The following is a 26,109-nucleotide window of genomic DNA, read 5'->3' as shown; positions in this document are numbered from 1 at the left end:
AGTCAATATCATCCGGTACATTTAGCCCCCGCTCCCCCAACACCCGCAATAAACTCCCATATAATAACCCCCACAACCCCCATAGCTTAACCTACCACCCTCGCACGGTTGATCTACGCATACACTCACTTTAGTCAATTCATTACAACTAACTAACTCTAACCTCACCTCTTCCCTCCTCTACAACACCCGCAATAAACCCTCGTATAACAACCCTTGCAACCCCCGGATCCAACTCCAACCATCACAGCTCATCTGCATACACCTACTCTAATTATCTCACTCTAATCAATTCACTCTAGCTAACTAGCTTTACCAACTAACTCTAATCAGCTAACTTTAGCTAATCCACTCCAACCAACCCACCCTATCCACTCTCTCACCGCCCTCCAATCCCCTCCAAAGAAAGAAGCTCGCCAGAACCGCCAGAACCGCCAGAACCATCAGGCTCGCTAGTCTCATCAATACTCAACCAAATAGCAGCAGTATCTCCATTTAGCAAATCCTCAGCCATTGCAACGTATATCTCTATTTCATCATCTAAGTCAAACCGTCTCCGTACAGCGCGGGCAGCACGCTCTAGGCGCCTCTTCATGGCTGTATCCTCCAGTAGCAATAGAAGCTTTGGCAATTCGCTATTCATTTCATCCCAGCCGCCATTATCAAAAAAGTCCATATAGCCTGCTATACGGCGGTTGATAGTACTAGGCAACATATCTTTAGATACAACATCAAGGAAGAATCTCCGTATTCCAAACTGCCGTATCCCATCGCCTACTCTAAGCAATAAGAAAGCATCAGGCGGATTAGCTGGAACATAGCTACAGAGCATCATTTCGCGCCGCAATAATACTTCTAGTAACGGATACCTATGCTGCAATTGATTGATATATGCGCATACTCTAACCGTATGATTAACAAACGCCTGGCTAACAACCCTATCCCGGTAGCCCGCTTTAACGATAGCGTCGGTAACGCGTTCTCTGCCATGAATTAGCTGCAGCTGTCTAAGCCCTTTTGGCGTTACATAATACGCTGCTGGCATACCCCGCAATCTAAAGCTCTTATCATACCGCCTATCTACAAACCCATGCTTCATTAGTACATTCAACTTTTCATGCAAACTTGAGCCCGACGTAATACCAAGCCTATCTGCCAATAACCTGCAACTGCAAAACCTACACTCATACAACACCTCAAGTATATCTATCTGCCCTTTCTTAAGTGCTGCTAAACGTTTATTCATAATGCTTATCTACCTGCTTATCCATCTGCTTACTCATCCATTCGTCTATCTATCATCCATTCATCATTCATTCATCCATCCATTCGTCTATCCATTTACTAGCTAACTTAATTTACCTTAAAACTTAACTTAATTTAATTTACTTAATTTACTTCGTCTGCCTGCCTGTTTGCTTACTTCCATTATTATTTATACTAATCTTCCTAAACTCTCTTTACTTAATTCTCTCTACCTCTCTCTACCTCTCTCTACCTCTCTCTACCTCTCTCTACCTCTCTCTACCTCTCTCTACCTCTCTCTACCTCTCTCTACCTCTCTCTACCTCTCTCTACCTCTCTCTACCTCTCTCTACCTCTCTCTACCTCTCTCTACCTCTCTCTACCTCTCTCTACCTCTCTCTACCTCTCTCTACCTCTCTCTACCTCTCTCTACCTCTCTCTACCTCTCTCTACCTCTCTCTACCTCTCTCTACCTCTCTCTACCTCTCTCTACCTCTCTCTACCTCTCTCTACCTCTCTCTACCTCTCTCTACCTCTCTCTACCTCTCTCTACCTCTCTATAAGTAGTTCTTTAACAACTCCTATGCTCCTATACTCCTAACTCTCTATAGCTCTTTAATGATATTCTCTATAGTTCTATAGTTCTATAGTTCTATAGTTCTATAGTTCTATAGTTCTATAGTTCTATAGTTCTATAGTTCTATAGTTCTATAACTCTATAACTCTATAACTCTATAACTCTATAACTCCCATAGTTTCATAGTTCCATAATCCCATATAATTCTTCCTCATAATTCTTACCATAATTCTCCTCTATATATTTATATATAAAAGAAGAGAAAAAAGAATAAAAGATAACAGAGGTAAAATAAACAAGAAATACCGGATATCGATATCCGGTATTTTTAGGCTAAGAGAATAGCTAAAAGAATAGCTAAAAGACTATTGGATACTTGTAGGTAAGAGTAAGGAATATAAGGGTAAAGGTGATAGTGCTACATACCGCTACTCACTATCCACCACCACCCATCACTCATCACCCACTCCAAAGCTTTCATTGCTATTCTGATAGTAATAGTACTATTGCTATTACTATTGCTCTAACTTAAGTGAAAGTAGCTATAAGGTCAGCTTGTTATTCGTTGTTTTACTATATAGCTAGGGCTAATTTTACTGGAGTGTTTTGGGTTGGTTTAATGTACCGCCTAAAGGATTGTATGCTATTTAAGCGTAGAAGTAAGAGTGAGTGATAGAATGTGACGTCCATCCTCTATCCTTCTTGGACTCAATAGCTTTATCAACATCAGCGTTGTGGTACTGACCTCCTCTACCTTAGAATCGGATATACAGTGAAGTGATTGCTTTTTGCGCATTCTTTGATCGTATTTTTTGAGCTACGGCAGATAGTGAATCCCTTCTTACGAGCTGGCGTAATCTTAAAGCTTATTTGTCGGCAAAACACTATTTATGAGCACCTAGGAATGCAGCAGAAGTTGTTGAGCTTTACGCATAAGAGGCGTTACAGCTTATACAGGTTATCTTCTCTTTGTATGAGTAGCCTATCTTGAGCGCTGGCAGTACCGTCGCGGAGGTGTTTGCGCGCCTCGCGTAGTTCGCGGCGGCGCTCAATATCAGCTCTACCTTGGGTGCTTGTGCTGTATTCAGTAACACCGCGGCGTAGCTGGTTGAGCGCTTGCCCGCTAGCGAGCTTGCTGAGATTCTCATTTGCTTCAATTTCGTCATGAGCTTCAATCAAGTCGCTGTAACGTACGCGGAACATATCGCGGATATTTTGTTCGATGTTCATTAGACGTGCGTTATCGTAGCCCTTAGTGTCGCGGAGGTAATTAAGATACGAGTTAACCAGATTTTGCCAGTTGCTGCCATTTTGGCTGTAGTCTTGGAAGACCTTGTGTAGGTGCGCAATACCGCCATCGCTTGATCCTGCCAACTTCTCTGACTTGAGCCGTCCTTCCATGATTTCGCGGAATGAGTGGAAATCAACACTGTCTTTAGTGACCAAGCCGCGGCTCATTAGGTCGATTGTGACATCATTCGCCCATGGTTCTAGAGCGCCAAAGCCATTTGCCATGAGTTCGCGTGTGATGAATCCAGCCCAGCCGCTGTTTGCCGCACCATCTGCGCCGCTAAACGAAAGATCAAGTTTTTGCCCGCGCGATCCGTTCTTTGCTATCCATGAGATGGCAGCGGTTTTAACAGCTTCATCGTTAAAGTTAAAGGTGATCGTGTTACCGTTCTTGGTGCGCGTGACGGTTGCGTCTTTGGTGGTGGCAAGCGCATGATAGTCGTTTGAACTGAGGTCAAAGTGCTTCATGAGCGTGAATGCTGCGGCCGATTCAGCTTCTTGATCTTTGGCGTGCTGCGCTTGGGCGCGTGCGAGCATCATATTGCTTGAGCCAACGCCGGTTGCGTAGGTGTGGAGCTCAATATTGCCGTCTATTTTGCGCTGGCTGATCACGATCGGCTGACCATTGGCGTCATTAACAATATTGCCGTTAGCATCCTTCTGATATACTTTACCGTTGCTGAGCAGCTCGGTGTTTATCTTAGCGTTGAGTACGCGCGTCGCTTCAGCTTCGCGACCAGCACTGGCAGATACGATTTGGGCAGCATCAAAGGCGCGCTGTTTGAGCTGCGACTCAACTGCTGCGTTGAGACGCGATCCAACGATTTGCCCCTGGACGTTCGCCTTCAAGTCCTTATAGACTGCTTCAACTTGCGATTTCTTGGCGGCAGCTTCGTCGGTACGTACGCGGAGCGTCATTTCTTGCTCTTGGTTTCCTGGATCGCGCAGATTTAATTCATGCCAGCTCGTTTCCAAATCCTGCTCTGTGATTTGCTTTGCGCGTTCTGCGGTTCGACGCGCTTTGTCTATCTGATGTCCAATGTGGGTAGCGTTGAACTCAGCTTGTACGTTCGTCTTGTCGATTTCGGCTGCCTGCTGGCGTGCAATGAGGTCTTTATTGACACGATCAAATCTGTTATCAATCTCAGTTTTTTGTATTGTCGCTGAGCGTGTTCGGCGTTCAAGCGCGAAACCATGGTCTGTGTTATAGAATGCGTTATCAATTTCAGATTTGCGTGCTGTTTCGTTGCCCTCTATGTTACGCGCCGAACTGCTGCCGAAGCGTTTGTTGTCCCAATCGGTAGCGTTGTTATTCGCCATTGATTCATAGGCAGTAGTTAGCGCTTGCTGGCGTACCTTCTTGTGGTGCCGGCGGCGAATCGCGTTGTTCATGTGGCTGTTCGGATTCAGTTTGCTCGTATGAACGCGATTGAGTCCATCCGCGGTGCGCTCGGCGGCTTTTTTCAGCTTCGCCGATCGGCGCGTTAACGCATTGTTGGTTAAGCGGCCGTTCTTTTTATCAATGAGCGGTGCGCCGGCGCGGTTTTTAGCAGCTTGGTATTTAGCACGATCTTGCGCCCAGCTACGCGTGCGGTCTACGAGCCCGCGGCTTGGGTCGTTTACGATGCCGGCGATCTTGCCGAGCAAGTTGCCGCTAATACGAATCAAGAATGGCGTAACGGCGATTGGCGCGATTTGTACTGCCATACCGATAATGATCTGGATTGGTGAATCGCCGGCGTTCACAATGATAGCGTAGCCGGCGAGCTGGGCAGCGCCGAAAACGAACGATACGATCGGGAACATCAGAAGCATTGTTAAGAATAAATCTTTCCATTTGTCGAAGTATTTATTTGTGCTTGGTAGGATATATGCGACAAATGCTAATGGCGCGATCAGAATACTAAGCGTGATAAGTGCTTGTCGTGCCGCAAGAATGACAACGGCAACCGTTGCTGCTAGTAGCGCACCGACGAGCGCTGGAACGAGCAGTGTAAGTGACGCGCTGACACCGCCATTTGCGGCAATTGTTGCGCCGAGGATGCCACCACCGGTGAGGGCTACTCCTGTTAGCTTGCCCCAGCCGAGGTCTGTCCCCACCTTGTCGTAGCCGGACAAACCTTTTCGTACGGCAGTGAACATATCTTGTATGTTTGTACCAAGGAGGTTTGATACGTCAATTGCTAAACCGGCAATCCAATACGATGCGTTGACGAGAATCGCGGCAACAATTAGGCGCGGCAGCATAACCTTGAGACCGTAGCTGCTGATGCCGAAATTTGTCACCTGAGAGTATACGATGATCAAGAATGCGATAATAAAGCAGATGTTAGCGAGGTCGCGTACTTTTTCCCAGATTTCATACACGGGATTGTCGTGCGTATTGGTACTCAGGGCACGCACGGTCAAAAAATTGCGCAAGATGTCCATAATCTTGTCCATGAAATCTGCCAGAAAGGTCATCACGGGGCAGACCAGCCAGCCGACTTGAAGCAACTTGCAGGTTCCAGAGTTATCAATCTCGCCTGTTTCGATTGAAACGTTCTTAATCTCGGATTGCGAGGTGGGATCATATACGCCATTTTTGAGCGTGTAGGTAACGGCTTTCCCGGAAGTTGCTTTTGTCGCGTCGCCATCGGTAAGAATGAGGTGCAGCACGTTCTCTGAGTCGATAAACTGGTAGCCGTCAAAATCTCCTGAGCTTGCGATTGGCAGCCCTTTCGTTTTCTCGTCTGAAGTAAATGACTCTTTATTGATGCGCGAATAATTATTACCGTCGTACGATAGCGTACTGCCATCTTTATCGCGCGTCGCGTCGGCGGCATAGGCGGTCTGGGAAAATGTGGCGGTAATGACAAATACAGCCATCATTACGGATGTGGCTAATAACGAAAAACGACGCCAGGATATGTGCCCTCGCGTGATATGTCTCCACAAATCCCACATAACTTCTTTATGTTAACACTTTTATGCTAAAAAGTCAATTATATGGAGGAAGTTAGCACGCTGTGAATACGTGGACTAGTTGCGTATAGTTGTATTTATGAGTACACTATAGGGTGTAGAAAGATTATATACCATCGTGAAGCAAAGACTAATAGCTACTGGATTATGTATCGTTGCCGCTATGGGCATATACTATGTTATTCTTGCGCCATTCACAGCGAGGGCATTGGAGTGTGCAGCGCTACCCAAGAGTATTTGCGATGCTGCCGATAAGAAAGCAGGAAGCAGCGACGTGTCTAATACTGCTATTTGGAAGCTTCTAATCTGGGTTCTCAATATCATGATCGCCCTTGTGGGGCTGGCGGCGACCGGAGCGATTATTTATGCAGGTATATTATATTCAAGCGCCGGCGGAAATGCCGATATGATTGCAAAAGCAAAAAAAATCATTATGAACACCGTGATTGGAATCGTGGCGTTTGCATTAATGTATCTTGGGCTTAACTGGCTCATTCCAGGAGGGATATTTACCTGATGAAACGTACTATTATTTTGTTGGCGATTGTGCTGGCGGGAGGTGGCTTATGCAGCACTTCCTTATCAACAGCTGCGCATGCCGAGGAGCCAATAGCAATAGCAAAGCCAAAGAGCGGCGGCTGCGACGCATCGTTGTTTGGCATGCCAGCGTGGTACAATGGTCTATCAGGCGGCAGCGGATGCGAGTTTGCGCCGATAAAAAACGGCGAAGAGGTAGATGTTGTGAAGACCGGCGCTAAGATAGGCGCAAATCTGCTCCAGGCTGCTCTCATGCTTGCGGCGTATGCAGCGGTGTTTTTCTTGATACGCGGCGGCTTTGAATATATGACGAATTCTAGCTCGCCTGATGGCATGGCGAAAGCCCGAAAGACGATTACGAATGCTTTGATCGGTATGGCGATTGCGATTCTGGCTGCATCAATAGTGAACGCAATAGGAGCGGCAATAAGATGATGATTCCATCTTGGCTGATATTAGCGGCGACGAAGATAACGACTGGAGGGGGTGATAACACGTCGTCGGTTGCAATTTCTGAAGAAGCAAAAAATATTAAGCTGTCTAACCTTCTGGATACGGTATATTTTTGGTCTGGCGTTATCGCTGTTGCTGTGGTCGTGATCGCCGGGTTTTACTATACCCTCTCGCAAGATAATGAGCAGCAAGTGGCGCGTGCGAAGAATACAATTCTCGGTGCTCTTATAGGGCTAGCAATTATATTCTTTGCATTTGGCATTACGCACATTGTACTGGGGGCGCTAAAATTATGATTCGCCGGTGGCTGCTATGTACTGTTTGCTGTGCGGTTGCTGCGAGTGCTATGCTTGCACCGGTGTCGCATGCAATTAAGCTTACAGACTGCCAAACGTTGGGCATAGATAATATTGCCTGTGAGAATAATTTAAGCAGCGATAAAGACGGAAAAAACGTTGCTGGGCAAGCAATTCGCGTGGCGATACAAGCGTTAGCGTCAATTTCTATTCTTATCATTGTGATCGCAGGATTTCAAATGGCTCTGTCGCAGGGCGACCAAACGAAAGTAAAAAAGGCTCGTCAAGCGATCATTTATGCGGTTGCCGGACTTCTCGTGGCTCTTTTCGCGACGGTCATAGTAAGCTATGTGATAGATAATGTAAAACAAGGAGTGTAATGATGAAAATACGACAAGTGATAATAGCGCTCGCTCTGGTATTAGCAGGAGGTGCTGTGGCGCCATCGCTAGCATATGCCGCCGATTGTGGGACAGCAGAGCAATGCGTTAGAAATGGCGTTAACCAGGTTAGCTCTACTGGTGCAAGTATGACGGTAGGTGACATTATAAAGATAATTGTTGGTATTCTGTTGTTTGTCCTTGGGGCAGTCTGTGTTGTTATGATTGTCATTGGCGGTATTAAATATGCGACGTCGCAAGGTGACCAGACAGCCGTGTCTAGTGCGAAGAACACGATTCTTTATGCGGTCGTTGGGCTTGTTGTGGCGATTGCTGCTTATGCGATCGTAAACTTTGTGCTTCTACAATTTGGCATCGCCTCTGCGCCGACATCTCCTACGCTGGTTGCGCGTTCTAGATAGTATATAGTTTCTTGAGAAAAATTCTTTCCACAGTATGGTATTATATGGTATATAATGAAAGTAAGCGTAATTTTGTATAAAGAAAGGGATATAACTATATGAAGTTAAGAATTACAAAAGACCACGTTCTCGCACTGCTTGCAGTGCCTGCATTGGTGCTGTCTGTCGGTTCGGCGCCGGTATTCGCTGTTGAAGGACTATCGGTTAAAAATGGCGCCAGCTCGGCGAGAGGTAACGATCAAGGTGAGTGTCTATTTGGTACGGAGGAAGGCTGCGAAGGTAAGACGGCTATATTTCAAACAATTACGAATGTGCTCCTCTTCATCATTGGCGCTGTATCGGTGATTATGCTGATTATCGGCGGTATTCGCTATACGACGTCGCAAGGTGACCAGACCGCCGTGCAGAATGCGAAAAACACGATTCTCTATTCGATTGTTGGTATTGTTGTGGCGCTTCTCGCCTACGCTGCGGTTAACTTCGTTCTTACAAGCTTTGCCTCAAATTCAACGAGTTGAGCTTATTACTTGCGGCATAATAAGCGCTTCAAACGAAGCGCTTATTTATTACGGTTAATTTTTGAGTCCTGTTTAATTAAAAATAGCCTTATCCAGAAGGCTATTTTTATATAATTCTTACAGTACTTGCATTACTGAATCGCGATCTTCTTCGCTTGCTCTTGTTTGACTTTGACGAAGCTGATTGTCAGGACGCCGTCTTTTAATATTGCTGATACCTCATCCTCTTTTACGGCAACAGGCAATGCGAGTGTGCGGCTAAATTCACCCCAGTAGCACTCTTGAATGTGCCAGCGTGATACGGTTGTGTCGTCTCCGCTTGATAACGTACCGCTGATCGTGAGAATACCGTCGGAGATACTAACGTCAAGATCTTGTTTATTGACGCCGGCAGTGCGCGCCTTAATAACTAGACTCTCGTCTGTCTCGTATACGTCAACTGCGAGCTGCCCTGGGAATTCCTCTTCTTGATCATTCCAGGCTGCATTCGCGTCGGTTGCTGTTGGCGCTGGTGCAGTTGCTGTGGCCTGCGGTGCAGCAACCGGCTCTGTTAGATCCATGCTGTCATCATTCAAAAACGCTGCAGCCAGCTCGTCTTCAATCAACAAATCATCATTTTTCTTGCGTGCCATGATATCCTCCACTTTACTCATCGGCTATTTGACAGATTGTATGACTACATTATAGCTAATGGTTGCGGTATAATCAACTATATCGTAACAGTAACGTAAAAATTACAATGAAGGGATTGCTCTGTGCTGTTCCGTCTTTCACTACTGTTGTTTCTACGGTATGATTGATGCAATTTTATGTGATAATTGTAAAAATAACATCGTATCGAAGTGATGCTGTTGCTGTATTGCATATGAAAAGTCAGCAATGAAGCGCTGATTATGCTCCAATACCATATTCTATTGATACGGGTGCGGCATGTGAGCGAATACCGATTATAGTTAGCTCAGTAATGAATACGCTCTTTGAGTATGTCTGGACGCTATGAAATATGGTTTTGACATACTTAATCTGATCGCTATTATAAGACTTCCCTACTATAGGCTTAAATTTGCAACAGAGTCGCGGGGCATGGCTGTTCTTACGTTTAATCGTTTTCTTGTATGGTAACTATTTGATATAATAAATCGGTACGGAGAGGTGACCGAGTGGTTGAAGGTACCGGTCTTGAAAACCGGCGTGGGCTAATACTCACCGTGGGTTCGAATCCCACCCTCTCCGCCAAATAAGAGTAACCAATGTTTAACTAGTGTTACTCGTTTTTTATATCATGAAGCACCGTCAAAGAACAGCGAAATATCCCTGGTGGCTACGCCTTTATGTATTACCGGCGTGGTTTGTGTATGGAGTCGTATTTGCGTTATTCTTTGTGCGCGGGTTTGGAATTATTGACCCGGATTTTGGCTGGCATTTAGCGGCGGGACAGTATTATTGGGTGCACGGTATCCCTACGCATGATATTTTTACATTTTCGGCGCAGCATTTCCCGTGGATTAATCATGAATGGCTCAGTGACATGGTACTTGCAGCGACGCATCATCTTGGCGGCTATACGCTCGTGGCATTCCTCTATGCTGCGGTATGGACGATAGCGCTTTGGTTAGTAGCGCGGCGGTGCCGGCTGTCGGCGATCGTGCTTGTCGGGGCTATTACATGTTTGCCGTTTGCGGGCGTACGCGCGATTGCATGGACGGTGCTGTGCACTGCGATACTATATGAGCTATTTAGGGCATCGCGACGTACGCACTGGCTTATTCCCTTTTTAATGCTAGCGTGGGCAAACTTACATGGTGGATTTATTGTTGGGCTTGCATACATTGCATACCGGCTAGTTGCGCGTCCGTCGTGGCGGTCGGCGGTAATTATGGTTGTGAGCGTACTTGCGACGGCAGTGACGCCCTATGGGGCGGCGATTTACATTGAAATTATACGTACACTTGGCGACCGTTCTCTGCATGGGCGGATTAGTGAATGGCGGTCGCTGGCGTTTAGTATTGAAGTTGCGCTGCTAGCAGCGGTATGGGCAACGTGCCGTTATTGTTATACGCGCTCGGTATGGCGAACAGCGCTGGCCTTCCCTACGTTTTTGATCATTGGAACAGTGATGAGCGTACGCAATGTGCCTATTCTTGTTGTATTTGCGGTTGCGGATATTGTGCATATGATGGCGGTGGCGCCATTGCCCTGGGCGCATATTCGTGAACGCCTGCAGGCGATTCGTCCGTTGATGATAGCGCTCGCACTTATCATTGTTAGTTTTGGGGGTTATTTAATGTGGCGGGATCTCATGGATGTACGCGTGGTGGCGGAGTCGCGGTATCCGCGTGAAATTGCGCAGTCGTTGCAAGCTGGCGTATGCAGCCATGGCAATTTATACAATGATTACAATATCGGCGGCTATCTGATATGGCGTGCGCCGAGGCAAAAAGTGTATATTGACGGACGGATGCCGAGCTGGCGCTACGGTGGTGCGAAATTAATGGATAATTATTACCGTGTTGTACGTGACGCGTCATTTCGCCAACGCGAATTTGCGCGGTTCCATATTGTCTGCACTGCAGTCTTAACAGATACAGCGTTCGCAAAGGAGCTGCGACGCAATGGATGGAAGCCGGTTGTTGCCGATTCAGCCGGTTTTACGTTATTGAAAACTAGCGAGTAGATGCGCCGTATGGACCGGTAGCGCCACCTCCGGTACCGCCAGTTAGGTTTGTTGCGCTTGGTATGAAGCTGCCGATAACGAAGTTAACAGCTGCGTACGCTAAAATTGCTACGACGATACCAACGAGTGCGTATAAAATCGTATTCTTAGCATCTTGTACTTTTGATGCGTCGCCACCCGAGACGACATAGCGCAGACCGCCAATAATCAGCATAATAACGGCAACGGCGCCGATAATGAACAATAAAATACTGCTAATTTGCGCGAATACGCCAGTATCGCCAAACAAATTTGCCGGTTGATCTGAACCGCGTGCAGAAAGTGCACCGCCGGCGATGCCGCCTCCGATCGCTGCTGCAATTAAGTTATTTGCGAGGACGATTGCTCCTGCTGCGACGAGTGATCCAAAAATGATGCGAATATATTTCATGATAGATGTACATCTCCTTAGCGAATTTACGTATACGCCTATCTCATAGTATACGACGGACTATTCCCCTAGGCAACAGCCTGAGATTATGCTACACTAGTGAGGTATTTTATTTTGCAAATGGAGGAGTACCCAAGTGGCTGAAGGGGACGGTTTGCTAAATCGTTAGTGTGGGGAGACCTGCAGCGGGAGTTCGAATCTCCCCTCCTCCGCCAAGAGCAGAGAGAATGACCTAGCGTGGGTCATTTTTTGGTGTAGTGGCGACGTAGGTATACGAATAGAACCTGCTCATGGTACAATGAATACATGCAAGACCAAGAGTCACAAACTCAAGATTGGCAACAGCCAGCGCAATCAACTGCGCATGGGGCGTATCAGCCGATTCAAGATACGGCACAAGCGGTACCGCCGGCTGAACCTACAGCGGCATCTGAAGTGTCGCCGGTAGTGGCAACTTCGTCCACCGAATTTTCTGCAGTACAAGAAGAGGCGCCGATGGCAGCAGTACCGGAGACCCAGCTAGCACCGCAGGCTGTTTCCTCTGAAGTACCTGTGACTTCTTCGTCCTCTTCTGAACTGCCTGACCCTGCCGCTGCAGCGGTGTCGCAACAAACTGCTGAACCGCCTACTCAAGAATTACCAGATCAGCCTGATGCTACAGATGACACGACAGCTGACGATCTCCCTGACGATGAGATTCTTGTTCGCTGGCAGGCGCTTGAGTATATGCAGCACCAACACGAGCCAATTTGGTATGTCGGATTCGGCGTTGTCGTACTTGCGCTCATTGCGGTAGCAATTTTTGTATTCAAATCGCCAACATTTGCGGTGCTCGTACCGGTGATGGCAGTAGCATTGGCGTTGTATGTTCGCCGCCCGCCAGCGACGATCGACTACATAGTAAGTCGCAAAGGAATTTACGTAAATGATCGGCTATATACGTTTGATCAATTCAAGTCGTTCAGTGTTGTGAAGCAGGAAACGGCAAATCATGTTGTACTCATACCGCGAAAACGCTTTCAGCTAGGACAGAATATTTACTTCCCAACTGAAGTTGGTGAAAATCTTGTTGATATGTTAGCAGCGCGTTTGCCGATGAAAGAAGCGAGTCCGGATATTGTCGATAAACTGCTCGCGAAACTTCGTTTGTAATACCTGGTACACTTACCCAACCCAAAACACCCTACCCATAGATAAGTTAATAGATCCTTAAATAACTCAGAATAGTTAGCATTACGGCGTTTCCCCTATTTATCCCTATTGGCGACGTGATTTTGATAAACTTCTTAAAAAATCTTCAGATTATTGTAAAAAACAAGAAGTGCCCGTGAGGACACTTCAAGGGCTAATCATACAACATGGTACGTTAACGCTGTTATTGTAACATACCTAAAATTTACGCTTGTTCCATGTTAGTTGACTGTACCTAATTCGGCGTAGTTTACAAAATTGACACAATACTGTCTAGTCTAGAATGCGCTTCATAAGCGGCACGTTGCAGCGCTGAGCCCTTTTGACGACCAGCTTCTTTCCAAACCCCAGATCCACGAGGAAACTCCTGCTCCACCTTCCGTATTTCAGCTATTACATCCGGCGTTATACGTAACTCATTATTCCTAATCCTCCTTACAAGGTCCTTCCGAGCCCCTGCACTCAAAAGAGGCTCGTATGATTGAAAGAAACTATAAACTTCCCTGCCAGCACTCCTTTGGTCAAACTCTGCGCTACTCTGCTCTTGACTAACGGTATTCTTTTGCGCCTCCTGTATAGTATTCTCAGTCTCGACCGCTGCTGCTTCTGTACTTTCCACGATTTATTTTTCGTCCGTCCCTTCTTCGCTGGCGCTAGCCATCAGCTCTTCAGGAGTGGTGTCTCCTTCTCTTTCCTCGTCATTCGCCACTGGCATTTCTTTGATTTTTTCTGCAACTGGGCGTACTGCCGCCGCCGTATGCGCCTGCTCTAGATTTGATTTAGATTCAGCCGCTTGCACAGGATCTGTTCCCGTTTCAGCGCCATCTGCAACTAGTTCAGTTGCCTCTTCTTCCGGTTGATCTATGGGGTTACCGTCTTCTACTGTCTTTGAGGAGAATACTTCTGCAGGTTGCCGGTAATCTACTGAGGCGTCAGGAGCATGTTCTGTTGGTTGGACTTGCTGGTTTGAAGCAAGCTCAATTGCATTATCGCTAGTGCTATACGCGCGCATAACTTCAGCCATTGCCATCTCTACGGGCGTGCCCTTTGCCTCTAGCTCCGCCTGGCGTTTAAACATTTTGTCTAACTTTGACATATTTCGCTCGTCCGAAGATGAACTCTCATTCTTCCTGAATCGTTCACCTGTACCGTCTATGATAATGTCTCGTCGCCGTTCAGCACGTATGACGCCCGTAGCTCGTTCACCGCCCGAAGTCACTGCTTTATACGCTTCACCAACAAGCAATTGTCTTCCTCTATCATTAGCCGGACTATCAAAAGCTGCTGCGACGTCAGCCCGCGCCTTATCAATCATATCGTCTCTCGTATTATCTCCGCTTGAATCAAGCGACGACGCAGCATTGCGCTCCTCCAACGACGCCGTCAACTTCCTTGACAACTCCTCGCCGAGCTGCGATAACTCCTGCTCCCTCAACTTAGTATATTGATCGCCAGATTCTTGATTTTGACCTAGAATTTCACGCATTTTTGTTTTTGCACTTTATAATTTTACTCTAGCATAGAGTATACATTTTGTCAACCATTGTATACTATATTCGCTACATCAATAAGCTCAGAGTCTCATAGTAATATAAAAACTCCCTAGTCTCGTTACTTGGCTAGGGAGTTTTGCAGGTTGCGTAAACTATTTGCGCAAGCCTAATGTTTCAAGCGTCGCTTTGTACGCGTCAAAGTTCGTATGTTCAAGGTATTTCAGCAGGCGCTTGCGCTTACCTACCATCTGAATCAATCCGCGGCGCGCCATGTGGTCGTGCTTGTTGGATTTTAGGTGTTCAGTCACCTCTTTGATACGAGCCGTCAAAATCGAGATCTGCGCCTGCGGGCTACCGACATCGTTTTTATTGACCTGAGTCAAAGCAATCGCTTTCGCTTTGTTATCCTTTGATATCATAGGCTTTGATTATACCAGGCTTCTAGTGCTGCGTCAATGTAGCCGTACCAACCCACTACCTTTGCAACATCTCCGCAGGTGTTCGCATCTGTATACCTAAGTGTACTCTATGGTGGTTGTAATAATCCAGGTACGACGTTAGTCGTGCCTGGATTGCCTGTGTGTTTGTCTGGTAAGAAAGGGTTCTACTAGTACATTCGTCTTGCAAAGTACGATTAAACCGTTCTATGTGAGCGTTATCGTTCGGCCTGCCGAGGCGGCTGTGGCGAGTAACAATGCCATATTGAGCAAGTGTCTGCTCGAAGTGACGACTAAACTCAAGTCCATTGTCAGCCTGCACCATCTTGAAATGGAAGCCAAAAAACTTTTGGGCATCCAAGATGGTTCTCGCGGCCTCTTGGGGTATTATTTGCCTAGCCGCCCTAGCATAGGCCATGCGAGTATATAGGTCAATGACAGTATAAATATATGTGCGCTGGCGGGTATACGGACACACAAAGTGAATAGTGTCCGTCTGGACAAGTTCGCCTGGGGCAGTCGCTCTTGGTCGATGCGGATTACTTCTTATGATCCGTGGCTTTCTGGCGCCGTCAAAGCAGTGGTGTCGCCTGAGAATGCGACGCACGGCTACTCAAGCTCACTACATAGCCTAATACATAGCAGACATGGTGCCACACTACCTCAGCGCATCGCTGTAGTTTCTTCCTCGTCTCCAGCACTGCCCGAACAATATGTGCGGGAATAGCCCGAGAATGACTGTGCGGGCGAGACGATACGGTAGGAATCTGCCACGAGCAGGCACGTAATCGAAACTGAGAGACAGCACCCACTCCAGGAATATATCCAGCAGGAGTAACTTTGCGCTGCTGTCTATTAGCATTGACAAAGCAGACACCGCTATTCTGCTGCCGCCACTTCTGCAGCCAGCGCCAAATAGTACTACGATGCGCACCAGAGCGTAAAGCTACTACGTTGACTGGCAACTGGTCGCATATGAGTAGTTTCATTGCCGAAGCTCTAGCTTTTGGCAGGTTAGGATTGGTAGAATAGGCCACAGCAGGCCCTCCTTTCTGTAATTAGTGGTTTAACTACAGTCTACGAGGCCTGCTTTTGGTTGCAAAGGTTTTGAGGGGTGTACGTGTAGCGTTGCTTGAGTTTCCGCAAACTGCAATAAAAGTGTGAATGCTATTCATTATAAGGATCAATTCAATGATTTTTATGTTGATATTGTAATTCAACATAAAAAAAAGAAAAGGATTCCTTATATATTTTGGCGTTTTTTAAGGATTTATTTGTTTAGATATAGGCGATATTAGGGACGCATGAAAATTTGCGGAAACTCAACAGCGTTGCGCTAGAAGCATAGGCGGCTGTGTTTATTGTTCTTTTGCCTTATCTAATTTATCCAAATGCAGCAAATGGACGATAAGGTAAACGACTAATGCTGTCGCGAGCAGCGTGATAAGCGAGCTAACAAACGCCCCATAGAGAAATACACCTTGCCGATTACCAAACTTCACAGTGAATGAAGCAGCTTGCAATCCTGCTTGCGAACCGACAATTAGCTGCACAAGCGGATCAATAAACGCTTGTACGAGTTTTTTCACCGTGTCGCCAGCGGCCGCACCGATTGCCAACCCGACCGCTAGCCCAACCACGCCTTGCTCACGGATAAACGTTGCAAACCCTGCTAGATGGCTCTTTTTTATGACATCAGCTGCTCTTAGTTCCGTCTCTTTGACGATTTTCTTTGCTGTCGGTTTTTTTGCTGATTTTTTGGTCGCTGTCATAGCCAATCTCCTCTTGCTGTACCTTAACTAAACGCATTAACTTTATATGCCAATGCTACATCTCGTTTGGCGCACTGATGCCAAGAATTGCCAACCCGGCTTTCAAAATGTCAGCATAGAGAGCAATGATGGCAATGCGATGCGCTTCTTTGTCGCTGCCAATCACCTGATGGTGTTCATAGTAGCGGTTAAATTCCTGCGCCAACTCAAAGAGGTAGGTGCAAATATGATGCGGCTCCAGGCTCTGCGCTGCCTGCTCAACAGTCTCACGATACTCGCTAAGCTTGCGGATAAGCGTACGATCTTCATCGTACATAACCTGCGGAAATACCGGTGTTTGTGCGCTCTTTTCGAGAACGCGCCGCGCTCGAGCGTGAGTATACTGCAGATAGCTTCCGGTGTTACCCGTCAAGCTCACTGCGTCGTTGATGTCAAAAATCACATCGCCGCCAATTTTTACTTTCAGGAACTGATAGCGCAACGCACCCGCTACAATCTCGTCGGTCGGTTTGCCGCCGCGCGTTGTAATTGCTTTACTGAATTCATCAAACAACCAATCAATTGTCACAACGTCACCTGTACGCGAACTCATTTTTCCTGTCGAAAGTTTAACGAGGCCGGTCGGATAATTAAACAGTTTACCCTTGAGCTTAGGAATCGCCAATTCGCTTGCTGCAATAACACCCTTGAAATACGCCGCCTGCTCGCCACCTGTCACGACAATAGATTCGTCCATGTTCGGGTAATTTTGATATTTCAGCTGGATTAACCCCATGTCATGCGCGCCATAAAGACCGTTACCATGCGAACTGATATAAATGTTGTCAAAGGAGCTATATTTGCTGCCTTCAAAAATATATGCACCATCCGACTCAGTAAATACTTCCGGCGTCTTCTCTTTGATAAGCGCCTTTCCTGGTGCTTCCGTCTCGCTTTCAACGTAGCGGCGTTCAATCGGCGCGTTGCCTAAACGGCGTACAATGGAGTCAATTTCATCGAAACTCCATTTTTTGCAAGTTTCGTAAACTTGCTTATACAATGGATCGTCAAGTGTAAATGACTGTTTCGCTAACGCATTGATCTCTTCTTTTGCCTCCGGCGATTCTTTCGCGGCGCGCGCTCCTTCAACGTACATGCGGCTCATGAATTCGTTATGCTTTGATTCAGGAATTGAATCAAGCACATGGATATCGCCTTTTATCTCGCGCAAAATTGCCCACATACTTTTGCCGACGTGCGTACCGACATCGCCATGGTAGCTGACGCGGTGAACTGCCGCACCATCTACCGCCAAAAGATTTGCCATCGTGTCGGCGACGACCGCGTTGTATGCATGCCCGATGTGCATTGCCTTAAATGGATTTGGATTGTTTGTTTCTATAACCGCCACTTTTCCTGCTCGGTGCGTGTGCGGTTTATCGTATAGAGATTGCAGTATAGCTGTATCGCTCAGTCGTATATTGATAAATCCCGGTCCTGCTACTATAGCATCAGCAATATTCTCATTTTCGCGTAGCTTTTCGGCAATTGTTTCGGCAATATCGCGCGGCTTTTTACCAAGCGGCTTAGCGAGTTGCAGCGCGGCATTAGTCGCCCAATCGCCGAATTTCGGGTCGGGACGACTCCATTCAACGGTAATATCTTGATTGAATTGTTCTTTGACTATTTTATTAATATATGGCAGTATATCATCCATACACTCCATTATACCAGACACGAAAAGTGCTCGAGAACAACCTCGAACACTTTACTCAACGGCAGTAGCTACCCGAGTACTTCGCCGTCTTCATAGTCTGCCGGACGATACACTGATACTGGAGCGACGCCACGCGAGTTGCAGTCGCGCAAAACGGCGCGCAACATGAGTGTATCTTCTTGAGACATCATGTCGTCGACAGACCTTACTTCTAGTGTTTGTTTTTCTTCTGCCATAGTTTTATATTAGCATAAGCTCTATTTTTTGTCAATAGCAGCACGAATAAGCCCTACAAATAACGGATGCGGGCGCATCGGACGCGAACGAAATTCCGGATGCGCCTGCGTAGCAACAAAGAAATCGCATGCCGGCGCTTCAACAAATTCTACGAGCGAACCATCAGGCGACGTACCGCTTACAACAACGCCGCCCGCTTTAATTTGCGGCAAATAATACTGATTTACTTCGTAGCGATGACGGTGGCGCTCAGTTGCATGATCATTTTGATACAGTTCTGCAACTTTTGACCGCGCCGTAAATACTGCTGGATAATTGCCAAGCCGCAATGTACCGCCTGTCGACTCTTTACCTTCTTGCCCGGGCATAATATAAACAACGTCGTGTGTCGTTGCGGAATCAAATTCTGTGCTATGCGCATCCGTTAGCCCTGCGCGCCGCGCCGCCGCGATCACCGCCGTTTGTAGCCCTAAGCAAATCCCGAGGTATGGCGTATTGTGCTCAAGCGCATAGGTTGCCGCTGCAATCTTACCATCAACGCCGCGTACGCCAAAGCCTCCAGGCACGAGTAGCGCATCAACATTCGCAAAATCACGTTTCGTCGCCGTCTCGGCATTAATCCACTTAATTGTTAGCCCGACATTTTCCGCCCAGGCAGCAGCCCGCAACGCTTCCGTCACTGATAGATAGGTATCCTCGTTATCCATATATTTTGCAACAAGCCCAACGATCACGCTTTCGCGGTGCGTTTTGTTTTGCCGCTGCGCCAAATCTGCCCATGCATCCAACTGCGGCAGCGCTGCATTGCAGGTAAATGTATTAAGAATTGTCATGAGCGAACTTTCGGCAATACGCGCTGGGATTTTGAATACGCTGTCTACGTTCGGTAACATTAGCACGCCTGCTTCGTCGACGCCGCCAAATAATGCGATTTTACGCGCGATTGAGGCTGGTGCCGGCTTGTCGCTGCGTACAATTACAATTTCCGGCACAATACCAAAACCGCGCAGATCATTCAAAGCGTTTTGCGCTGGTTTACTCTTAAATTCCTTGCTTGTGCCGATAAAAGGTACGTACACAACATGCGCATACAAGCAGTGCTCTTTGCCAACTTTATGAGCAAATTCACGGATTGCTTCAATGAAGCTCAGACCTTCATAGTCACCTACTGTGCCGCCAATCTCAACGATATGAACATCGCTGCCCTCAGCGGCTGTTATGATTGCCTGTTGAATCGCACCGGTTAAGTGCGGAATCAATTGCACGGTTTTGCCGCCGAACTTGCCGGCACGCTCGTCGGCAATCAGGTTTGATAGTAAACGCCCCGCCAACGTTGCGTTCTGCTGCGTTAATTCAATGTCAAGAAATCGTTCGTAGTGCCCCAGATCAAGGTCAGTTTCGGCACCATCTTTAGTAACAAAACATTCACCGTGTTCTGCCGGATTCAAAAGACCCGCATCAACATTGAGATACGGGTCGCATTTTTGAATTGAAACCGACAAGCCCTTGGACTTAAGTACCGCACCGATGCTTGCCGCGGCAATTCCCTTTCCTACCCCCGAAAGAACGCCGCCGGTAACGAAAATAAATTTTGTCTGTTTGCCCATGTGATCTGTTATCTCCATGGAATTTTATTATAGCATGGTTCTTATCTGCTACGCTACATGTAGCGTAGCAAGGATATTACAGACACTAAATAACAAAAATTGCCTCTGTCAACTATCACAAAAGACAATTTTTGATTACGCTAAAATCAAAACGATGTTTACTGGCAGCCAATGCACATCGTCAGATCAGCCGGATCAACGGGCGCAACAATTTCCCCGGTGGCTTTTGCTTTCATGTCAGCTTCTATCTGCGCTTGCTGCACCATTTGCTCAATCGCTTTCAGTTTATCTTCAAGCGATGCGTTATCGTCTGATAACACACGTTTTACCGACGCCGTATCATCGTCTGCCATATCTATCCCCCTTTTTATACTATCTGCTTATGTTTATCATACAGTACTGCGTACCGTTGATTCAATCAAAATGCGACCATCGTACGTTGTAGAATATGCTACTTTACGCGGTCGACAGCGTAGACGAATGCGCCTGGTAATTTTGGCGAATCGCCAAGTTTTTCGCGGAAGGCGCGCGTCAACGCTCTAGCTTCATCACCCGATGCTACGCGTGCTGTGCCATCAATACGCAGCGCAATCGTTGGACTCTTCCACATCGTAAATGATACGCGCGGATCGCGACTGATATTCTGCGAGTGAACCGCCGTTTCAGATGACAGCCAGACCAGTTGCGTATCAGTGAGTGCAAAATGGAGTGGCGTTGCACGCGGCGAGCCGTCGGCATTCGTCGTCGCTAAACAACCAACCCGCACTGAGTCAAAATTGTTCATGGCACCTCTACTTTACCGAGTTAACTTCGTAGCTTGTATTTGTACTTTCAAAGAAGTTTACCAATTCCAACGTATCATTCGCCGCTGCCATCCACTTGGCAGGATTCGATACGTGGTATTCTTTCTCAAACCCAAGCTCTTCAAGCCGCCGGTCGGTCATGAATTTGACATACTGATTAACATACTCTGCGTTCAAGCCCAAAATTCCCTGCGGCAGCATATCTTTGTTGTACGCTTCCTCGAGTTCAACGGCTTTCAGAATCAGCCCGCGAATTTCCTCGGCAAACTCTGGGTCTTGCAAATCTTCATTCTCTTCCATAATAGTGAGCAACAGATTGATGCCGAATGTTAAATGCAAATTTTCGTCGCGCGTAATCCAATCTAATAAGCTGCCAACATTACGCAATAGATTACGCCGCCGAAAGCTCATGCCAACCATGAAACCTGAGTAAAACCAGATACCCTCCAGTACAATATTGTATGCTACAAGATTACGAACAAAGTCTTTTTTGCCTTCAGTCGTAGTAACATCAAGCTTATCGTTAAGCATGCGCCCGACATACTTCAGCTGAAAGTCAGATTTATCTTTCAGGCTTTGCTTGCCGCGCCCGGCTGCGTAAATCTCTTCGCGATTAAATGGAAACGTCTCAATGATATATTCAAATGTCATGAAATGATTTGCCTCTTCCCACATCTGCTTCGAGAGGTAACAATGCGCTTCAGCGGCATTGACATATGGGTAGATTCCAAAAGCGAGGCTTTTGTTAATAAGCAGTTCATTTGGATTGAGATAGCTAATAACAGTCTTGAGCGCATGCTTTTCCTCGTCTGTCATTTTCTCAAAGTCAGTTAAATCCTGCACAAGCTGCACTTCGTTCGGGAACCACGTATTCGCTACCGCTTGATTATATAGGTCATATGCCCACTGGTAACGCACCGGCTTCAGCTGCAGCCCGTCGCGCAAGCCTGAGCCTAAAATTCCCTTTGGTTGTGTTGATACTGCCATAGCTCCTCCTCTTATTTTTTCCGTGCAAAGCCGAATCCAACTTTGCGTTGATTTTCTTTCTGAATTTTCTCTGCCTTGTTTGCAGCAACAGTGGTCTGTTCTGATTGATGACGCGGTTTCACATGCAAGTAATACGTCGTCTTAAGGCCGCGGCGCCAGGCTTCACGGTAGATCTTTTCATACTCATCAATATCGCGCGTTTCCAAATACATGTTGCGGCTAATTGCTTGGTCAACCCATTTTTGCGCCCGTGCCGCTACTTCAATAAACGCGTACGGCGACAATTGAAAGCTCGTTTTGTAAACATCACGCACTGCTTGCGGAATTTGTTCCATACCTTGAATGTCGCCTTGATTGATGAGTAATTCGTCTTTTAGCTCATCCCATAGCTTTAGCTCTTTTAATTTTGCTACTAAGTTGTGATTAACCTCAAGGAATTTACCGTTTAACGTACTGCGGCTAAAAATTTGGCTAAATTGCGGATCAAGTCCCGGCGTCGTGCCAGTCACATGCGATATGTTTGCGGTCGGCGCAATTGCCATAAGCGTCGCATTGCGCATCCCTTTCTTTACTTTAGCGCGCAATGTTTTCCAATCTAAACGCTGCTTAGTTGAGATGTTCACCGTTTGTTGGCGGCTCTCGCTAAGTGCTGCAATCGTATCAATCGGTAATAACCCTCTACTCCAGCCGCTGCCTTTGAAATTCGGATAACTGCCGCGCTCCTTTGCTAGGTTTGCCGATTCGTCGATTGCATAATAACTGATAAACTCGCTCAGCTGATCAATCAGCTCGTATGCCGTATCTGATTCATAGCTGATCTCAAGCTTCTCAAGAATATCTGCAAATCCCATATAGCCAAGCCCAACCGCGCGATTTTGCATATTTGAATGCATAGCTTCTTCAACTGGCGTGCTAGTAATATCAACAAGGTTATCCAGTTGACGCACTGCCGAGCGGGTCGCCTGCTCAAGCCGATCCCAATCCCATGTCTTATCGCGCCGCAAAAACGCCGACAGGTTTAAACTAATGAGGTTGCATACCGCAATATTTTTGCTGTCTTGCGGTAGCGTGATTTCGGTACAGAGGTTGCTCAGGTGAATTGTACCAGAGTTATTATTGAGCGCTCGCACATTGATCGCGTCTTTCCAGGTGAGCCACGGGTGGCTCGTGGCCTGTAGGCTCATCAGAATCTGGCGGTATTGCTGCCGCGCCGATAGTTTCTTAAACGTACGCAGTTTACCGGCTTCTGCCAGTTTAATATATTCGCGATAGCGTTTGCTAAACGCCGTACCATACAATTCAGTTAAATCGCTCGCCTCTGCTGGGTCAAACAAATACCAATCCTGATCATTTTCGGCGCGCTTCATGAACTCGTCTGATAAAAATACCGCTGTGTTTGCGAAACGCGTACGCAGATACGGGTCTCCTGAGTTTTGGCGCAGGTCTATAAATTGCGGAAAATTAAGATGCCAGTTCTCCATATAGAGTGCCGCCGCCCCAGCCTTCTTGCCCTTGCGACTAACGGCAAACAGTGCCGTATCGATCATCTTCATAAACGGAATTGGACCGGTCGATTCCGTGTTCGTAGTCTTTACCGGACTGCCGGCAGCACGCAGCTTACTCATGCTAATGCCGATACCGCCTGTACCTTTAGCAATCCACATGGTATCGTGAATACTTTTTGCGATTGACTCCATGTCGTCGTTAACGTCAATGACGAAACAATTACTTAACTGCGGGAATGTACCGCCAGCGTTGACACGCGTACTGCCGCCCGGACTATATTCTAAGTTGCTCATGTGGCGGTAGAAGCGAATCGCTGCTTCGGTCGGGTTCGGTTCGTTAAAGCTTAGACCCATCGCGATGCGCATGTTCGTGAACTGCGGCACCTCAAGCGGCGAACCGTCATTTTTACGCAGTGCATACCGATTTTTGTTCGTGATGACACCGAGATATTTGCTCAAACGATCGCGCGTTGGATCAAGCGCTGCTGCCAATATGTTTAAATCAAACACGTTTGTATCTGCCATGCGCACATCAAGCAACCCATCTTTTACCGCTTGCTTGATGTATTTTGGAAACTCGCGCGCATGCAGTGCTTTTAGTTCATCGTCCGTTTCGTAGTCACCGAGCAGCGTTTTATACATTGTTTTGAGCAACAGCCGTGCCGCAATTGTATCAAAGTCTGGATCGTCTTTAACGTTTTGCAGCGCTGTCTGAATTACCGCTTCATCTAATTGCTCCGTCGTCATACCATTGAATAGCGTCAGTCGCAATTCGCTTGCAACTTGTACAACTTTCGAGATTTGATCTGGCAAACCCTCACTCGCTTTCATAAGTGAACGATTAATTTTGTTCGCGTCAAACGGCTCTTTACTGCCGTCGCGCTTGATGACTGTAATGTCGCTCATATTCCCCCGTTTATTATTGATGCCTATTAGAGCGCAAAAACAACCCCGCTCCTACCCCCGAGCGGAGTAACTACTGCCGTGTTTAGCGCACCTGTCTATATTACGCGACTACTATATATGTAGCGTCTGCCTATAAACTATAGACACTATATATGGATATTGCAAGCATTTTGCTTATGTATTTTTTACCACGCGCATTAACGTGTCGCTGTGCGACAAGCTTCATATAGTCTGTCGTTCGGAATGAAATTATCGGTATAAAGCGTACCGCCGAGCGACTGTAGCGGAGATAATGCTGCAGGCATCGTTCGCGGTTTCTTACTATAAGCGACAACGTAATTGCCGCGCGATAAATCGCGGTGCTGCGTTCCGTACCAGGCGTATGGCCAGGTACGACGGTACACGGCATCAAATGCTGCAAATAGCTCGCGGCATGGCGCATTATTAAGCCCGGCGATGAGATTCGCTACTACAAGACCATCCTCGCGTGTAATTCGCGCCAATTCGCTGCCATACTCTGCCGTCAATAGCGAGTACGGAATTTCACCACCGTTGTATACGTCGATTAATACGACATCGTAGTGCCGATTCGTCCGCTGGATGTACGTGCGCGCGTCATCAAAGATCAGCTTCACGTTCGGTAGCGACTGGTAGCTAAAATACTGACGCGATATATTTTCCAGCTCCGGATCAATCTCCACTACGTCAATGTGCGTATTTGGCAATTGCCGCGCCATATACTCTGCCATCGTAAATGCGCCACCACCAAGCAATAACACCGTACGCGGCTTAGCGGCGATCGTCACTTCAACCATACGCCGCGTATACCAAAACGGCAAGTCTTTTGTGCCATCAAGATACACACCAGACTGCACGCCGGTCGGCCCAGTCACGAGACCGCGGATTTGCCTGCCGTTACTCGTGTAGTTCACGATGGAATAATGCGCGCTTGGCGTTTCTATTGACACGTCACCATGCTTTGGCGTATATAGTCCGCTCAATGCCGCAACAATCACTGCTCCAATCATTAACGTCCGCAGCTGCCATTGCCACTGCGGCATAAATAACCAGCTCGTTGCCAGTAAAATACCCGTTATCAGTGCCAATGTTTCGTTTAGCCCAATCATGCCGAGTAGTACAAACCCAGTGACAAACGTTCCGGCGATACCGCCCACCGCATCAAGCGCGCTCAAATTCGCCACCGATCTCCCCGCTGTATCAAGCGACGATACATTTAACTTTGCTAAGTACGGCGATACCGCGCCAAGCACGAAGCTTGCTGGCGCGAACAGCGCTAGCGCCGCAATAACTGCCTGTATACGCGGCTCGTCTAGAACTGTCGTTAGCCAGCGCAGCGTATTGTTCGCGCTCAACATCGTTGCCACGACCAGCACCGCAGCGATTATTAGCAACAGTCCAACGTCCTGCGGCGCATGCCGATAGTCTGCGACGCGTCCGCCCAGCCAGCAACCTGCGCTCAGCGCAATAATAATCACGCCAATCACACCCGTCCACACGTATGTCGAACTGCCAACCGACGGCGCGAGTAACCGCGCCGCTACCAACTCATACGCCATCAGTGTAAAGCCGCTAACGCATGCTGCCGCGCCTAACCTCCACGATGATTTCATATCTTCTATCATATCGCATCCCGTTCATCTATTGCTACGGGTAGCTGCTGCATATTAC

25 protein-coding genes and 2 tRNA genes are annotated in these 26,109 nt (G+C 47.2%); 10 read left to right on the top strand and 17 right to left on the bottom strand.

Features of this window, described 5'->3' with window-relative positions; all coding sequences use genetic code 11:
* Positions 1-379 precede the first annotated feature (379 nt).
* Positions 380-1,246, bottom strand: a complete 867-nt coding sequence (locus J5A52_00240; protein QUB37539.1) for a replication-relaxation family protein — start codon at positions 1,244-1,246, stop codon at positions 380-382.
* Positions 1,247-2,764: 1,518 nt separating this feature from the next.
* Positions 2,765-5,983 (bottom strand): hypothetical protein, encoded by a 3,219-nt coding sequence (locus J5A52_00235; protein QUB37538.1) that lies wholly within the window; start codon positions 5,981-5,983, stop codon positions 2,765-2,767.
* Between the two features lie 256 nt (positions 5,984-6,239).
* Here J5A52_00235 and J5A52_00230 point away from each other — a divergent pair, with 256 nt between their 5' ends.
* The 6 genes from J5A52_00230 to J5A52_00205 all read left to right on the top strand — a co-directional run bounded on the left by J5A52_00230 (position 6,240) and on the right by J5A52_00205 (position 8,682).
* On the top strand, positions 6,240-6,593 hold the full coding sequence (locus J5A52_00230) for a hypothetical protein (GenBank protein QUB37537.1): 354 nt from the start codon (positions 6,240-6,242) through the stop codon (positions 6,591-6,593).
* Positions 6,593-7,048 (top strand): hypothetical protein, encoded by a 456-nt coding sequence (locus J5A52_00225; GenBank protein ID QUB37536.1) that lies wholly within the window; start codon positions 6,593-6,595, stop codon positions 7,046-7,048. The genes J5A52_00230 and J5A52_00225 overlap by 1 nt, the downstream gene beginning before the upstream one ends.
* The gene (locus tag J5A52_00220) at positions 7,045-7,362 is read left to right on the top strand and encodes a hypothetical protein (GenBank protein QUB37535.1); all 318 of its coding nucleotides are present in this window, start codon (positions 7,045-7,047) and stop codon (positions 7,360-7,362) included. Before J5A52_00225 ends, J5A52_00220 begins: the two co-directional genes overlap by 4 nt.
* Positions 7,359-7,742, top strand: a complete 384-nt coding sequence (locus tag J5A52_00215; GenBank protein QUB37534.1) for a hypothetical protein — start codon at positions 7,359-7,361, stop codon at positions 7,740-7,742. The genes J5A52_00220 and J5A52_00215 overlap by 4 nt, the downstream gene beginning before the upstream one ends.
* Positions 7,742-8,164: a hypothetical protein gene (locus tag J5A52_00210; protein ID QUB37533.1), complete on the top strand. Its 423-nt coding sequence runs from the start codon at positions 7,742-7,744 to the stop codon at positions 8,162-8,164. Before J5A52_00215 ends, J5A52_00210 begins: the two co-directional genes overlap by 1 nt.
* 98 nt (positions 8,165-8,262) lie before the next feature.
* Positions 8,263-8,682: a hypothetical protein gene (locus J5A52_00205; GenBank protein ID QUB37532.1), complete on the top strand. Its 420-nt coding sequence runs from the start codon at positions 8,263-8,265 to the stop codon at positions 8,680-8,682.
* 131 nt (positions 8,683-8,813) lie between these two features.
* Here the strand turns inward: J5A52_00205 and J5A52_00200 are convergent, their stop codons facing one another.
* Positions 8,814-9,314 carry an Hsp20/alpha crystallin family protein gene (locus J5A52_00200; protein ID QUB37972.1) on the bottom strand — a complete coding sequence of 167 codons (501 nt, stop codon included), beginning with the start codon at positions 9,312-9,314 and terminating at the stop codon, positions 8,814-8,816.
* A 514-nt stretch (positions 9,315-9,828) separates the two neighbouring features.
* Here J5A52_00200 and J5A52_00195 point away from each other — a divergent pair.
* Both J5A52_00195 and J5A52_00190 read left to right on the top strand, forming a co-directional pair.
* A tRNA-Ser gene (locus J5A52_00195) sits at positions 9,829-9,918 on the top strand.
* Positions 9,919-9,964: 46 nt separating this feature from the next.
* Positions 9,965-11,356 (top strand): hypothetical protein, encoded by a 1,392-nt coding sequence (locus J5A52_00190; GenBank protein ID QUB37531.1) that lies wholly within the window; start codon positions 9,965-9,967, stop codon positions 11,354-11,356.
* Here J5A52_00190 and J5A52_00185 read toward each other — a convergent pair.
* Entirely contained in the window at positions 11,346-11,786 is a 441-nt protein-coding gene (locus J5A52_00185) for a hypothetical protein (GenBank protein QUB37530.1), read from the bottom strand. The genes J5A52_00190 and J5A52_00185 overlap by 11 nt on opposite strands.
* Before the next feature lie 122 nt (positions 11,787-11,908).
* On the opposite strand from J5A52_00185, the gene J5A52_00180 reads away from it, so the two are divergent.
* Positions 11,909-12,001: transfer RNA gene (locus J5A52_00180), tRNA-Ser, on the top strand.
* A 91-nt stretch (positions 12,002-12,092) separates the two neighbouring features.
* Positions 12,093-12,938, top strand: a complete 846-nt coding sequence (locus J5A52_00175) for a hypothetical protein (protein ID QUB37529.1) — start codon at positions 12,093-12,095, stop codon at positions 12,936-12,938.
* Positions 12,939-13,599: 661 nt separating this feature from the next.
* Here the strand turns inward: J5A52_00175 and J5A52_00170 are convergent.
* From J5A52_00170 to J5A52_00110, 13 genes are all read right to left on the bottom strand, one after another.
* Entirely contained in the window at positions 13,600-14,463 is an 864-nt protein-coding gene (locus tag J5A52_00170) for a hypothetical protein (GenBank protein ID QUB37528.1), read from the bottom strand.
* A gap of 159 nt (positions 14,464-14,622) precedes the next feature.
* The gene (rpsO, locus tag J5A52_00165; protein ID QUB37527.1) at positions 14,623-14,889 is read right to left on the bottom strand and encodes a 30S ribosomal protein S15; all 267 of its coding nucleotides are present in this window, start codon (positions 14,887-14,889) and stop codon (positions 14,623-14,625) included.
* Positions 14,890-14,944: 55 nt separating this feature from the next.
* On the bottom strand, positions 14,945-15,514 hold the full coding sequence (locus J5A52_00160) for a transposase (protein ID QUB37526.1): 570 nt from the start codon (positions 15,512-15,514) through the stop codon (positions 14,945-14,947).
* Positions 15,480-15,944, bottom strand: coding sequence for a hypothetical protein (locus tag J5A52_00155; protein ID QUB37525.1), 465 nt, complete (start codon positions 15,942-15,944; stop codon positions 15,480-15,482). The genes J5A52_00160 and J5A52_00155 overlap by 35 nt, the downstream gene beginning before the upstream one ends.
* Positions 15,945-16,265: 321 nt before the next feature.
* Entirely contained in the window at positions 16,266-16,679 is a 414-nt protein-coding gene (locus J5A52_00150; GenBank protein ID QUB37524.1) for an MscL family protein, read from the bottom strand.
* Positions 16,680-16,734: 55 nt separating this feature from the next.
* Positions 16,735-18,375: an arginine--tRNA ligase gene (argS, locus tag J5A52_00145; GenBank protein QUB37523.1), complete on the bottom strand. Its 1,641-nt coding sequence runs from the start codon at positions 18,373-18,375 to the stop codon at positions 16,735-16,737.
* 68 nt (positions 18,376-18,443) lie between these two features.
* Entirely contained in the window at positions 18,444-18,611 is a 168-nt protein-coding gene (locus J5A52_00140) for a hypothetical protein (protein QUB37522.1), read from the bottom strand.
* Positions 18,612-18,632: 21 nt separating this feature from the next.
* The gene (locus tag J5A52_00135) at positions 18,633-20,237 is read right to left on the bottom strand and encodes a CTP synthase (GenBank protein QUB37521.1); all 1,605 of its coding nucleotides are present in this window, start codon (positions 20,235-20,237) and stop codon (positions 18,633-18,635) included.
* A gap of 140 nt (positions 20,238-20,377) precedes the next feature.
* A complete protein-coding gene (locus J5A52_00130; protein QUB37520.1) occupies positions 20,378-20,572 on the bottom strand; it encodes a hypothetical protein in 195 nt (64 codons plus the stop codon).
* A 98-nt stretch (positions 20,573-20,670) separates the two neighbouring features.
* Positions 20,671-21,003 carry a pyridoxamine 5'-phosphate oxidase family protein gene (locus J5A52_00125; protein QUB37519.1) on the bottom strand — a complete coding sequence of 111 codons (333 nt, stop codon included), beginning with the start codon at positions 21,001-21,003 and terminating at the stop codon, positions 20,671-20,673.
* A 7-nt stretch (positions 21,004-21,010) separates the two neighbouring features.
* A complete protein-coding gene (locus tag J5A52_00120; GenBank protein ID QUB37518.1) occupies positions 21,011-22,009 on the bottom strand; it encodes a ribonucleotide-diphosphate reductase subunit beta in 999 nt (332 codons plus the stop codon).
* A gap of 11 nt (positions 22,010-22,020) precedes the next feature.
* The gene (locus tag J5A52_00115) at positions 22,021-24,420 is read right to left on the bottom strand and encodes a ribonucleoside-diphosphate reductase subunit alpha (GenBank protein QUB37517.1); all 2,400 of its coding nucleotides are present in this window, start codon (positions 24,418-24,420) and stop codon (positions 22,021-22,023) included.
* 197 nt (positions 24,421-24,617) lie between these two features.
* Entirely contained in the window at positions 24,618-26,051 is a 1,434-nt protein-coding gene (locus tag J5A52_00110; GenBank protein QUB37516.1) for a fused MFS/spermidine synthase, read from the bottom strand.
* Positions 26,052-26,109 lie beyond the last annotated feature (58 nt).

The sequence above is a fragment of the TM7 phylum sp. oral taxon 349 genome (assembly GCA_018127705.1).
GTDB lineage: Bacteria > Patescibacteriota > Saccharimonadia > Saccharimonadales > Saccharimonadaceae > Saccharimonas.
This window is presented reverse-complemented; position numbering and strand designations above follow the sequence as displayed.